Raw genomic sequence first — 12,066 nt, 5'->3', positions numbered from 1 at the left:
CACACCTGTAACCACGCGGCCTGCGGCGGTAATATGGACGCCATTCTCGATTCACCCAGACAGTGATATCTGACTATGCGTACCTTCAAGCTGGAACAGTCCAAAACCGAGATTATCACACCCCACGGCGGTCTGGCGCTGGTTGGCCACAGTGTCAACAGAATGACCTCCCTGGCCAAAACCTCGCGCGCCATCGTCAAGCGCCATGGCATCGCTAACATCGATCTTATTCGCACCTACCTGGGGTTGATTTGCCTTGGCAAGAGCGACTTCGAAGCGGTCGAGCACGCACGCCATGACCCCTTCTTTAAAGCGGCCATGGGCATCAAGCAATCACCTTCATCCGCTCGGCTGCGTCAGCGTTTTGATGAAGATGCCTGCGCACTGATCCCGTTGTTGGATGAAGCCAGTGTCGAGTTTCTGTGTAATGCGTCGGTGCCTGTCGGCACGCTTGCCACCGGTCACGCGCCGCTGGATATAGACGTATTCCCCATGGACAACAGCAACACTAAAAAAGAGGGCGTGGCCTACACCTACAAGGGGCATGACGGCTACGCCCCCATCGCGGCCTACCTGGGCACGGAGGGCTGGTGTCTGGGCTGTGAGCTGCGACCGGGTAACCAACACGCCAACAAGGAGTTTATCCACACCCTCGACCGGGTGCTGCCTCGGGTCCGTCAGCTGACCGATGCACCGCTACTGGTACGGCTTGACAGTGCCCATGATGCCGCCGAGAACCGCGCGTACTTCCGTACGCACGGGGTGGACTATCTGATCAAGTGGAACCCTCGCTCACAAGACGGTTTGGCCTGGGTGGACAAGGCTCATGCTGCCGGCGCACTCTGGTGCCATACCCGGCCGGGCAAAATGGAAACGCTGGTGAGCGAATCGCTGGATGGCACTGACGACCGCCTGATCGTCAAGGTGACGGTGCGCCACAGTGACAGTACAGGGCAGCTGTTCCTGGAGCCCGAGGTGAGCCTGGAAGGCTGGATGACTTCGCTCAAGCCGGACGCGGCGGATCATGCCAAGGTGATTGCGCTCTACCAGGATCACGCCACCAGCGAACAGTTCCACAGTGAGTTCAAGACTGATCTGGATCTCGAACGTTTGCCGTCAGGGAAGTTCGATACCAACGACCTGGTCATGGCGTTTGCCGTACTGGGCTACAACATATTGCGCTGGATGGGACAGCACGCACTGCTGGGACCGGATGCGCCGGTGCGTCATCCGGCCAAACGTCGGCGGCTAAAAACCGTCATGCAGGAGCTGATGTATATGGCCTGCCGCCTGGTCAGCAGCGGCCGCCGTCTTTACCTGCGTTTTGGCCAACATTGCCCCGGGTTCAGGGCGTTCGGTTGCATCTACGAGTCGGTCTGATCCACTCGGCTTAACTCACCTCGTTCAACCGCCAAGCCACAAAGCGCCATGCATGGCAGGATGTTTTGTGGTTCCCGATAGCATTCAGAGCAAAAAAACGTCGGAGAAGACGGTGAATGATGCTGCAGTAGCGCAGATGCGGCGGCAGAATCCGGATAAGATCGAGCGGTGTTAAAGAATGTGGTTATATTCAATGCGGTGGCACGGCAATAGCAGATGAATTCACTGATTCAGGAAAATGATACCTGAATCAGTGACTTCACCCGCTGTTGCAGCACCCAGCACTGAAGACGACCTCGCTCTTTAACACAGCTCGATCTTATCTAACGTGTACCGGGTTAATCTACGCCACTGCAGCATCGATCATGCTTCTCACCGCAGTATTTCGTCTCGATTCTGTCTGCAGGCCAAGGCATACCCTGCCATGCATGGCGCTCGGGCGTGTGGCTATTTTGAATGGCTGTAAATCCGACAGTCCGGATCAGGCCAGCCCGTAGACGCGACTGAATGCCCCGAAACCGGGACAATGTCGTCCGAAGCGCAGGTGGAGACGACGACCGCTGCTGACTAAGCGACAGGCCATATACATCAGTTCCTGAATCACGGTTTTCAGCCGCCGACGCTTGGCCGGATGACGCACCGGTGCATCCGGCCCCAATAGCGCGTTCTGTCCCATCCAACGCAGTATGTTGTAGCCCAGTACGGCAAAGGCTATGACCAGGTCGTTGGTATCGAACTTCCCTGACGGCAAACGTTCGAGATCCAGATCAGTCTTGAACTCACTGTGGAACTGTTCGCTGGTGGCGTGATCCTGGTAGAGCGCAATGACCTTGGCGTTATCTGCTGCGTCCGATGTGAGTGAAGTCGTCCAGCCCTCCAGGCTGACCTCCGGCTCCAAAAACAGCTGTCTTGAACTGTCACTCTGGCGCACCGTCACCTTGACGATCAGGCGGTCGTCCGTGCCATCCAGCGGTTCGCTTACCAGCGTTTCCATTTTGCCCGGTCGGGTATGGCACCAAAGTGCGCCGGCCGCATGAGCCTTGTCGACCCAGGCCAGTCCATCTTGTGAGCGGGGGTTCCACTTAATCAGGTAGTCTGCCCCGTGCGCACGGAAGTACCCCCGGTTCTCGGCGGCATCATGGGCGCTGTCAAGACGTACCAGTAGCGGTGCATCGGTCAGCTCTCGGACTCGAGGCAGCACCCGGTCGAGGGTGTGAATAAACTCTTTATTGGCATGTTGGTTACCCGGTCGCAGCTCACAGCCCAGACACCAGCCCTCCGTGCCCAGGTAGGCCGCGATGGGGGCATAACCGTCATGCCCCTTGTAGGTATAGGCCACGCCCTCTTTTTTACTGTTGCTGTTGTCCATGGGAAACACGTCCATATCCAGTGGCACGTGCCCGGTGGTGAGTGTGCCGATAGGCACCGAAGCGTTACACAGAAACTCGACGCTGGCCTCATCCAATAACGGGATCAGTGCGCGGGCATCTTCATCAAAGCGCTGACGCAGCCGGGCCGATGAAGGTGATTGCTTGATGCCCATGGCCGCTTTGAAGAAGGGATCATGGCGTGCGTGCTCGACCGCTTCGAAGTCGCTCTTGCCAAGGCAAATCAACCCCAGGTAGGTACGGATGAGGTCGATGTTGGCGATGCCATGGCGCTTGACGATGGAGCGCGAGGTCTTAGCCAGAGAGGTCATCCTGTTCACGCTGTGCCCAACCAGCGCCAGACCACCGTGGGGTGTGATAATCTCGGTTTTTGACTGTTCAAGCTTGAAGGTACGCATAGTCAGATATCACTGCCTGGGTGAATCGAGAATGGCGTCCATATTACCGCCGCAGGCCGCGTGGTTACAGTGTTGTAGAGGTGTGAGTGGGGTTGTAAGTCACGGAATCAGGTATCATATTCAGACAACTGCTGCCCCATACGCTCCAACATGACTTGGTGGACAAAACCGTTATCGGCTGACCCCGAGGAGGTTTCGTCCGATACAGCAGCGGTATATTGAATAATCCCCGTGCTATCTCCGACAAGCCTGCGAAACTGATCAAGTTTCAATATATCTTCATGTCGTTGACCGCCAAAGAAGAAGTACAGTTTTCGCTTAATGCCGGCCTGTACATGAGCCCGTGCAATTGAAATCATGGGCGCAAGACCCGATCCTCCCGCCACACATATGATGTCTCGCGGACTGGTTCTGCAGTAGGCGATGCCATAGGGGCCATCAAGGCTGACTTCGGTATCGGTATCGTAACGTATATCAAAAAGTGCCTGGGTGACGTGTCCACCTGGTACCTGTTTGATGAAAAATTCAACGCCTGACTGATCATCCGCCAGGTTGGCCATCGAGTAAGCACGTACATCGCCTTCAGGCAGTGTGAGGAGTGTGTATTGACCCGGTAGAAAATCCATCGGGGTATCGGGTTTGAATTTGAACGCTCTGATGTTATGAGTGAGCGTTTCGATCGATACAAGTTTGGCCTGCTGTATGGCCGGCTTATGTAAAGGGGTGTATAGAGGATCGGGCGACACCTTGATTTTAAGATCGGACATGGGCCTGCATTGGCACGCCAGCTTGCGCCCCTTGCGTTTGTCGCGATCTGACAGACCCGCGGCATCCGGGTTCAGCTCCTCGACCTCACCCTCCTCGAGGATGAATTTGCAGGTCCCACAGCCGCCTGAGTTGCATTCATAGGGTAAACCTACACCTTGACGCAGAGCGCCCTGCACCAGGGTATCGTCCTCATTGCATAGAAACAGCTCACCGCTTGGTAAATATACTTTATGCATGTTCGTTCACCATATACAGCTTATCTTCAATGACTTTGGTACGGTAAACCTTCATTGGTATCGTACAGGGTGCGGCTGTTGGCTCCCCTGTCACAAAGCTAAAGGCGCCGGCATGAAATGGACATTCCACTTCATCGCCATCGATCTCACCTTCACATAAAGACGCATCGCCGTGTGAGCATTTGTCATCCATTACGTAAAATTGGCCTTCGTACTTGAAGACGGCAACATTAGCGCGGTCGTCGAATGGGATCAGCAGGCCCGAATCCTCTTGTGGCTCTGTAATGTCACAGAGAAGAATGTAATTCTCGTTTGCGGCTGTAGATGTCATTCATATTCCTTCTTCATCGGTAGCGGGGTGTACTCACAGCTCACTTGTAGGTCAAGTTCAACCTGGTTAAACAGCCAGCGCCCCTGTTCTCGGATCAGTGCTGCACGGTAAAATCCGGCCAGCATTTTATCTTTGGTAGCTTGCTGTGTAGGCTCTGCCACACGGGCCAGTTCCCACAAAGGCCAATGGGCCTCTGCAGTTTTACGATCAGGGTGAATGTGAATCCAGGGGGTGGCCATGGCATGAAAGCTCCATACGATGGTCTGCTCAGCGATGGCTGACAAAGCGTGAGCAATATTCTCATCGCCATGAAACTCACCAAACCCATCGCAGGACCAAACCGCGTCAGATGAGAACAGAGGTTTCATGATGGCGGCGCTGTTTCTCTGATCCGCGCCGATTCCATATTGTGCGATTATGTTTCGTATCTGTTCTGCCGACATTAGAAAGTCGAGTGTAGCGCTGTGATCAGTCATGCCATGGCCTGTTAATAATCAGACGTTGATTTGGTTGCCGTGCTCTGCTTCGAACCGTGCTTCCTCAAAGGAAAACGGAACATGATTTGAGCCCTTATACAACTCAACATGAGGCGCGACTTCAGCCAGACTGAGTGACATCCAATAGAGTGGATGCAACTCCTCTGGAAGCTGACCATATGGGTGTTGGTCAAGCGTTGAAAGAAGCCCTTCCATCTGAGGCATGATGGCGTCATAAAAGGCTGTCAGCTCCTCTGGAGTGGAATGAACCCTTTCTTGCTGACGCTTACTTTCGGTACTTAAAGCCCATTTAGCGCTAAATGGCTCAAGGCTGCTGAACTGATTGGGAAGTGTATTTGACATTTCAAACCTCTTTATTGAGATATTTTTCCAGTACGTGGTAGCCATGGCGCAACAGAATTTCTTCATCCTGAAGATGCATCACTTTCTTTGATCCGGAGAGGAGTGCCGCCTGGGTATCTTCCATCGTGGCGGTATCTTCCAGCCAGGCGTTGCGCTGCAAGGTGACAGCAAATTGTTGTGCCCAGCGCTCGGCGTAGGAGTTCACTTTCGGCAAGTAGTACTTACCTTCCCAACGGGTCTTATTTGGACCCATCGGCCAGAACTGGTGGGTAAACCACACGCCTTCACTGATATGGATCAGCAGGTTCGGGAACAGAACCGATAACTCGAATGCAAAGTCATCACGGTTGGATGGATTCACGGTTTCAGGCAGCATGGTGCGGGCTTTGAAGTTGACCAAAGACGCGCCTGTAATAGAGTTTGAGAGAGCCGCCGCAGGTTTGGGTGACGCATTGTTGGTCAGACAAACCGCAGCGGTGCGGTGGTCTCCAAACAGTTCGACGTCCTGCAAACCTGAGCCGAACACATTGGGGAACGAGCCGGCATGGATTGTTTCAACATGATAGGCTTCAGCGAATGCATCGTGAGCAACTTTCCAGTTGCACTCAAGAACGGTGTTGTATGAGAAAACGTCCGACATTTGCTCATATGGGTAACCTTTCAGGTGCTTGCCCATGTCACCCAGATACTGTTCGAGGGGCTCGGTTGCCGTATCGTCCAGATTGACGAAGATAAAGCCTTCCCACACTTCTGTGCGGATCTTTGCCAGGCCGTTCTCTTCACGAACAAAACAGGGATGAAACTTGTTCTCTTCAGGTACATTGACCAGATCGCCCTTGGCGTCATATACCCAACCGTGGAATCGGCAGGTCACAACTGCAGCACGGCTGCTTCCAAAGGTTTCTTCCCCACCGGTTTCAACAACCACTTTGTTCCCGCGATGGGAGCACGTATTGTGGAATCCACGAATTTGATCGTCTTTACCGCGGATCAAAATAACGGAAGTATTGGCAAAGCTGAGTTTTTTGACCTTGTAGTCACCCTTGTTTGGGATCTCTTCAACACGCCCTACTTTAAGCCATGTTTTTTTGAAGACCTTTTCCACCTCCTGATCATATATTTTCGGTGAAATACACGGGTCAATTGGAATAGGGCCACCGCCCAGCTCCGGAAATTTCTCGTCCCAACGCAGAGATACTTTTTGATTCATGTCGTCTTACTCCTTATAAATTATATTTCTGACGCACCAGGTGCCCGATTCCCATTCGGTCGAGAATATCGAGTGGGCACAAGAAAGTTACTCGAACAGCTCCCGGCAAACGGCTAATCTCGATTGAACCGTTGATGGTTGCGCGGTTTAGAATTTCCTCGTAAGGAATCCCCGTTGCTTTTGAAGCCCGTCTTAGTCCGATCTCAGTGGCTTCGTTCAGGTTTTCGCCGGTACCAATAAACGTGACAGGGCCACTTTTTTCGATATGATCCTGGCCCCAGTGCTGGGCTAATATTTTGATCTTTTCGCGCTCTTCAGCATTTAACGGAACAGCCATGGGAGGCAGGTCTTCAATATTTTGAAGCAAAATAGGGCCTTCCAGCTCCAGCCCTTTGATCACCTCTACACTGAGCTCTGTTTCACCTGATACATCTGTGGCATGTCCGGCAATTTCACCGTTGCCTTGCTGTGCATGCATATCGCCCAAGTAGATGCCGGCACCTTTTATCTTGACTGGGCAGATGAGGATCGCTCCTTCCCGTACCGAGTTTGTGTCCATGTGTCCGTCGGTTTTGGCTGCGTACAATTCCTCTTTGCTCAAGCCATATTTATGTGGCGCATCAATCAGGAACTTGCCAAAATCGCCACAGTTATGGGAATCGGGCAGATCACGAGAGGGGGTCGTGCCGATATTACCCAAGAAAGGGATCATACGTGCCGCTACACCTGGCATGTCGGCCCGTGCTAATGACAGAATGGAGTGCTGGGCCGATGCTTCCGGCAGTCTGGAGATCTCCGGTGCCTTGCCAGCCAGCCTGTTGGCGATCTCTTGATTGACAGTCAGGCTAAGCTTGTTTTTCTCATCCAGGACGATGACGTAACCGTTGCTGAAGCGGAAAGCACTGACCTCCGCGCCGCACACATCACAATGAATCGCGTCATCACCAATGCCTTCAACATGGCTGGCAGGTTGTTCAGTGCCACAGCTGGAGCAGTACTTAGCGACAAAGGGGTCTCCGTGATAACGACCTTCAACAAATTCCATAACACCGGAAGAGGTCGCCAGGGAAGTGACTGTGATTCGGTCGATTGTTAATGCCACTGCATCGCCCACGTCGGCACCTTCTACGGCGACCGGCAGGGTAACTTCATGCCCACCCTGGAATGCGGGGGTTATCATGGGTCCCCAGCAACCGGGTGGAGTGCCAGCTTGGATCTTGCCGCCGTTTTTTACGGGCCCAAGCATCTCTTTGCTTGGGCCAATAATGCCGCCGGAGTACTCGTAGATGGATACAGAATCAAGTGCTTCTGAGGACGTGCTGTCCTGTGTCAGGCTATGTTTGTTCATGTGGAGTATTCCTTTTTCTCAGCTTCTATCATCTAAGGCATAGGAATACATTCTTCATAATTGGCCCAAGCTTGATACTGGGGTGAGCTTGTAATATTTAGGTGTAAATACCTATTTAGGCTGCCACAAGTAGTTTATTTTGCCTTCGCAAGACAAGGGTGAGGTCAATCGTGCGTTGGGTAGGACGCAGTATAGTGATAGAAAACCGCCCCGAAGGGCGGTGGAAGTCAGCAAAACGCTGAAGAGAGATAGAGTTCGCTTTGAAAGGAGTGATCAGTTGCGGATCAGGTGATCGAAGGCACCCAAGGCCGCGGTTGCGCCAGATCCCATTGAGATAATGATCTGCTTGTACGGTGTCGCGGTTACATCACCGGCCGCGAACACACCCGGCATGGAAGTGGCGCCGTGGCTGTCGATGACGATCTCGCCGCGCTCGGTCAGTTCCAGGCTGTTTTTCAGCCACTCGCTGTTCGGCACCAGACCGATCTGCACGAAGATGCCGGCCACATCCACCACATGAGACTCATCGGTCTTGCGGTCCTTGTATTTCAGGCCGATCACCTTGTTGCCGTCACCCAGAACCTCGGTGGTCATCGCCTGCTTGATAATCTTGATGTTGGGCAGAGACTCCGCCTTCTTCACCAGCACGCTGTCGGCGCGCAGGGTGTCGGAGAATTCCAGCACGGTCACGTCTTTAACAATACCGGCCAAGTCGATCGCCGCCTCGATGCCGGAGTTACCACCACCGATTACCGCCACGCTCTTGCCCTTGAACAGCGGGCCGTCGCAGTGCGGGCAGTAGGCCACGCCCTTGCCGCGGTACTCCTGTTCGCCCGGCACGTTCATTTCACGCCAGCGCGCACCGGTGGCCAGAATCACGCTACGGCTTTTCAGGGTCGCACCGCTGGCCAGTTCCACCTCGATCAGCTCGCCCTTGCGCAATTTGGCGGCGGACTGCTCGGTGATCACCTCGACTTCATACTCTTTAACATGCTGCTCAAGGCTGGCGACCAGTTTCGGGCCTTCTGTGTAAGGCACTGAGATGAAGTTCTCGATGCCGACCGTATCCATCACCTGACCGCCGAAACGCTCGGCCACCACACCGGTGCGGATGCCCTTGCGTGCAGCGTAGATCGCAGCAGAGGCACCGGCCGGGCCACCGCCCACCACCAGCACTTCGTAAGGCTCGCGCTCGTTCAGCTCAGCCGCTTTCTTCTCGGCGGCGCCGGTATCCAGCTTGTTGACGATCTCCGGCAGCGTCATGCGGCCCTGACCAAAGTGTTCGCCGTTCAGATAGACGGACGGAACGGCCATGATCTGACGTTCTTCAACTTCTTTCTGGAACAGGGCACCGTCGATCATGGTGTGGGTGATGTTCGGGTTCAGCACCGCCATCAGGTTCAATGCCTGTACCACGTCCGGGCAGTTCTGGCATGACAGCGAGATGTAGGTCTCGAAGTGGAACTCGCCCTTCAGGTTGCGGATCTGTTCCTGCAGTGCGGCATCGGCCTTGGACGGATGACCGCCGGCCTGCAGCAATGCCAGTACCAGCGAGGTGAATTCGTGTCCCATGGGGATACCGGCAAAGTTAACCCGCGGTGCCTGACCGGCGGCGCCAACGGCCATGCTCGGTGCGCGACGATCGTTGCCTGCCTTCACACTGATCTTGTCAGACAGCTCGGCGATCTCATGTGTCAGATCCGCCAGTTCCTTGGACTTGTCGCTGTCATTGGTGGTCAGCGTCAGCTCGATCGGGGTAACAATGTTCTTCAGGTAGGTGTTCAACTGCTGCTTCAGATTGGTATCCAACATGTGCGTCATCTCTCGGTAAAGTTATATGTTGCGACCGCCCGCCTGTCCTGTGGATCTCCCGTTCGGCGTTGGGCGCATTTCGAATATGGAGCTATGGTATCGAGCGGCAATGAATGTGTGAAATTAATCGTAATTAATGCTTCGATAGCTTTTATATATTAAAGACTCTGGCCTGGCCAAGATGACAAGAAGAGGCAGTTGGATGGATCGAAGGTTAGGCTGTGCCAAGGGGACAAAAGCCTGCAAGGTGCAGGCTCGAGGGGCAAACTCAGTACACTGATTTAATGAGGCAGGCTACAAATCCGACCGGCCAGCATCTGCATGCGCTTGGGCAGCACATAAATCAGCGGAAACGCGATCGGCCAGGCAATCAGAATCGCCATGCCCCAACGTGACGAGAAGCCTTCGGTGAAACCGGTGTTGATGGCGGTGATCACAAACGTCATCAGGGTAACCATGACCATCGACATCAGTAGTGTGGTGACCAGACGGGTGTAGCGTTGTGACAGCACAGTAAGCTCCTGCTTGGTAAAGTAATGAATCGACTTGATTAGCTACGGCGTGACTATTGCGTTGGACTACTTATTAGCCGTTATGCATATTCTAGTGTGAGTGACTGACAAACACAAAACAGCTGGGCAGGGCGTAACGCGATAGGGCTTGTTTAACGTTGTTTACGGGACATTACTATTCGATATATTAATGGGCTGGCGCTCATGATTGCCGGCTCCTTGTTCCTAGTGCTGCTACCTGTGAATACTAAACACGTTGTTCACGCAGCTTCGGTATTCGAGACACCGGTGGTAGATTTCCGATACTGCCATGCGGACGTTGTTTATTGTAGTGATTGATCCAGTCTGTCAGTGCCCAAGTCCTTAATATGTCGTTTGCGTAGGGCACCGCATATGCCCATTCCCGGATCATTGTTTGTATAAAACGCTCCGCCTTGCCGTTCGTTCTGGGCGCGTATGGACGCACTCATAACCCGCACCTAGCGTGTTCTGACGACGGTCGTTTGTTACGCGGTGACCAGGCCTCTCGAAGCGAGGCAGCTTCTTGATATCCATATGCAGCATGTCACCCGGCTTGGGGTGCTCGTAGCGCTGCACAGGTTGCACCGGCTCCAGGTGTGAGGCGCGATTGAGCTTCAGTCGACGCAGTACCGCTGTCACGGTGGAGTACGCCAGACTCAGTGCCTGTGCGATTTGCTTGGTGGTCCATTTGAGCGTCAGACGCATCTTCTGTATCAGCTCAACCCATTATTGTTTCGGCATCTGCCTCGGTGGGGCGTGGGGACGGCTGGATGCTGACTCAAGACCTGCTTCACCTGCCTCTCGATAGCGAGCAAGCAACTTATACACCGTACGCCTACTGATACCGAATGTGTGGGCGATATCCATGATGGATTGTTGCTGACGTATCGCGTGATCAACGATCAGGGCTCAAATATGGGGCGTGGTTCGTGCATTTTTATGGGGGTTGTTCATGTCGGTTGTTCTGTGCTGTTTGTTTGGCAATAACCAGCATCTCGAACTTAACCGGCGTGAACAACCTCCTTAGTACCCACACTTAGTCACTTTTTAAAAGATTCCCGATGATTTCACACTGACAGTCCCCCTCAAGAGCCCACTCGTAGGGAGTTTGATCTTCTTTATCGTCTTTTACTCCAATATCGGCACCATTATTAATTAGCAACTCAACAGCATCTTTTTCACATTTATATGCAGCCATATGCAATGCGGTTGATCCCCATGCACCTTTCTTATTAACATCGACCCCCTGATCAATCAAATATTTCATGATATGCATATGTTTAATTGCTGAATGTAAAATCCCCGGCGAACTAATATCTGCTCCACAATCTACCAGCATCTTCACCAGCTCAAGATCACCAGTGCCAGCCGCCCAAAGTAAAGAAGTCCCGCTTTCCGGGTTGCTCGGATTAAGGCTAGGATCTGCTCCACGCCGCAGCATCTCCTTAGCATATGCTAATTGATTTTTATAAATGGCCCGAAATAGTGGTGTCTGACCATCGTCACTAACAACATTTATCTCGGCATTTTTATTGAGAAGGAAATCTATAACAGCTATTTTTTTACGATTCACTGCTATAGATAATGAACTTTCTCCATTAATGTTTCGCGCATCTATGTCAGCACCATAGTCAACAAGCAAATTCATTATCTCAATAAGAGGCCTATACGTACAACAAGTCAAAAAAGGAGTATCGCCGTCGCAATTTTTTGCCTCAATATCTATACCATTATTCAAAATAGATCTGACTCGATCTATATCGCCTTCAAAAATAGCATCATGGATGGCGTTTATCATACTTATGGCTCTCCTTTTCACAGTG

At 52.9% G+C, this 12,066-nt stretch carries 14 protein-coding genes; 1 reads left to right on the top strand and 13 read right to left on the bottom strand.

Going from position 1 to position 12,066, the window contains the following annotated elements; genetic code table 11:
• The first annotated feature begins 75 nt into the window (after positions 1–75).
• Positions 76–1,380, top strand: a complete 1,305-nt coding sequence (locus CFI10_RS17875; protein ID WP_206837229.1) for an IS1380 family transposase — start codon at positions 76–78, stop codon at positions 1,378–1,380.
• Between the two features lie 481 nt (positions 1,381–1,861).
• On the opposite strand, the gene CFI10_RS17870 is transcribed toward CFI10_RS17875, so the two are convergent.
• The 13 genes from CFI10_RS17870 to CFI10_RS17820 all read right to left on the bottom strand — a co-directional run bounded on the left by CFI10_RS17870 (position 1,862) and on the right by CFI10_RS17820 (position 12,041).
• Positions 1,862–3,166 (bottom strand): IS1380 family transposase, encoded by a 1,305-nt coding sequence (locus CFI10_RS17870; RefSeq protein WP_206837226.1) that lies wholly within the window; start codon positions 3,164–3,166, stop codon positions 1,862–1,864.
• Between the two features lie 107 nt (positions 3,167–3,273).
• A complete protein-coding gene (locus CFI10_RS17865; RefSeq protein WP_206837223.1) occupies positions 3,274–4,170 on the bottom strand; it encodes a 2Fe-2S iron-sulfur cluster-binding protein in 897 nt (298 codons plus the stop codon).
• Complete coding sequence (locus CFI10_RS17860; RefSeq protein WP_206837220.1) at positions 4,163–4,501, bottom strand: non-heme iron oxygenase ferredoxin subunit; 339 nt, start codon at positions 4,499–4,501, stop codon at positions 4,163–4,165. Before CFI10_RS17860 ends, CFI10_RS17865 begins: the two co-directional genes overlap by 8 nt.
• Positions 4,498–4,944, bottom strand: coding sequence for a nuclear transport factor 2 family protein (locus CFI10_RS17855; RefSeq protein ID WP_242530203.1), 447 nt, complete (start codon positions 4,942–4,944; stop codon positions 4,498–4,500). Before CFI10_RS17855 ends, CFI10_RS17860 begins: the two co-directional genes overlap by 4 nt.
• Before the next feature lie 51 nt (positions 4,945–4,995).
• Positions 4,996–5,340 carry a hypothetical protein gene (locus CFI10_RS17850; protein WP_206837215.1) on the bottom strand — a complete coding sequence of 115 codons (345 nt, stop codon included), beginning with the start codon at positions 5,338–5,340 and terminating at the stop codon, positions 4,996–4,998.
• A gap of 1 nt (position 5,341) precedes the next feature.
• Positions 5,342–6,550 carry an aromatic ring-hydroxylating oxygenase subunit alpha gene (locus tag CFI10_RS17845; RefSeq protein WP_206837212.1) on the bottom strand — a complete coding sequence of 403 codons (1,209 nt, stop codon included), beginning with the start codon at positions 6,548–6,550 and terminating at the stop codon, positions 5,342–5,344.
• Between the two features lie 13 nt (positions 6,551–6,563).
• Positions 6,564–7,898 (bottom strand): acetamidase/formamidase family protein, encoded by a 1,335-nt coding sequence (locus CFI10_RS17840; protein WP_206837209.1) that lies wholly within the window; start codon positions 7,896–7,898, stop codon positions 6,564–6,566.
• 273 nt (positions 7,899–8,171) lie between these two features.
• Positions 8,172–9,710 carry an alkyl hydroperoxide reductase subunit F gene (ahpF, locus tag CFI10_RS17835; protein ID WP_206837206.1) on the bottom strand — a complete coding sequence of 513 codons (1,539 nt, stop codon included), beginning with the start codon at positions 9,708–9,710 and terminating at the stop codon, positions 8,172–8,174.
• Positions 9,711–9,991: 281 nt separating this feature from the next.
• Positions 9,992–10,222: a DUF2798 domain-containing protein gene (locus tag CFI10_RS17830; RefSeq protein WP_242530050.1), complete on the bottom strand. Its 231-nt coding sequence runs from the start codon at positions 10,220–10,222 to the stop codon at positions 9,992–9,994.
• Between the two features lie 247 nt (positions 10,223–10,469).
• A complete protein-coding gene (locus CFI10_RS19480; RefSeq protein ID WP_425270415.1) occupies positions 10,470–10,634 on the bottom strand; it encodes an integrase core domain-containing protein in 165 nt (54 codons plus the stop codon).
• The gene (locus CFI10_RS19475; protein WP_425270414.1) at positions 10,631–10,948 is read right to left on the bottom strand and encodes a hypothetical protein; all 318 of its coding nucleotides are present in this window, start codon (positions 10,946–10,948) and stop codon (positions 10,631–10,633) included. Before CFI10_RS19475 ends, CFI10_RS19480 begins: the two co-directional genes overlap by 4 nt.
• A gap of 21 nt (positions 10,949–10,969) precedes the next feature.
• Positions 10,970–11,110 (bottom strand): helix-turn-helix domain-containing protein, encoded by a 141-nt coding sequence (locus tag CFI10_RS19470; protein ID WP_425270413.1) that lies wholly within the window; start codon positions 11,108–11,110, stop codon positions 10,970–10,972.
• A 169-nt stretch (positions 11,111–11,279) separates the two neighbouring features.
• A complete protein-coding gene (locus tag CFI10_RS17820; protein ID WP_206837203.1) occupies positions 11,280–12,041 on the bottom strand; it encodes an ankyrin repeat domain-containing protein in 762 nt (253 codons plus the stop codon).
• Positions 12,042–12,066: the final 25 nt, after the last annotated feature.

The organism is Marinobacterium iners (assembly GCF_017310015.1).
Lineage (GTDB): Bacteria > Pseudomonadota > Gammaproteobacteria > Pseudomonadales > Balneatricaceae > Marinobacterium > Marinobacterium iners.
Note: the sequence above shows the minus strand (reverse complement) of the source record. Positions and strands in the feature narration are given on the sequence as shown.

Coding starts and splice junctions, on each gene's coding strand:
- CFI10_RS17875 (WP_206837229.1), top strand. CDS start 76: ATGCGTACCTTCAAGCTGGAACAGTCCAAAACCGAGATTATCACACCC.
- CFI10_RS17870 (WP_206837226.1), bottom strand. CDS start 3,166: ATGCGTACCTTCAAGCTTGAACAGTCAAAAACCGAGATTATCACACCC.
- CFI10_RS17865 (WP_206837223.1), bottom strand. CDS start 4,170: ATGCATAAAGTATATTTACCAAGCGGTGAGCTGTTTCTATGCAATGAG.
- CFI10_RS17860 (WP_206837220.1), bottom strand. CDS start 4,501: ATGACATCTACAGCCGCAAACGAGAATTACATTCTTCTCTGTGACATT.
- CFI10_RS17855 (WP_242530203.1), bottom strand. CDS start 4,944: ATGTCGGCAGAACAGATACGAAACATAATCGCACAATATGGAATCGGC.
- CFI10_RS17850 (WP_206837215.1), bottom strand. CDS start 5,340: ATGTCAAATACACTTCCCAATCAGTTCAGCAGCCTTGAGCCATTTAGC.
- CFI10_RS17845 (WP_206837212.1), bottom strand. CDS start 6,550: ATGAATCAAAAAGTATCTCTGCGTTGGGACGAGAAATTTCCGGAGCTG.
- CFI10_RS17840 (WP_206837209.1), bottom strand. CDS start 7,898: ATGAACAAACATAGCCTGACACAGGACAGCACGTCCTCAGAAGCACTT.
- ahpF (WP_206837206.1), bottom strand. CDS start 9,710: ATGTTGGATACCAATCTGAAGCAGCAGTTGAACACCTACCTGAAGAAC.
- CFI10_RS19480 (WP_425270415.1), bottom strand. CDS start 10,634: ATGATCCGGGAATGGGCATATGCGGTGCCCTACGCAAACGACATATTA.
- CFI10_RS19475 (WP_425270414.1), bottom strand. CDS start 10,948: ATGCGTCTGACGCTCAAATGGACCACCAAGCAAATCGCACAGGCACTG.
- CFI10_RS19470 (WP_425270413.1), bottom strand. CDS start 11,110: ATGGATATCGCCCACACATTCGGTATCAGTAGGCGTACGGTGTATAAG.
- CFI10_RS17820 (WP_206837203.1), bottom strand. CDS start 12,041: ATGATAAACGCCATCCATGATGCTATTTTTGAAGGCGATATAGATCGA.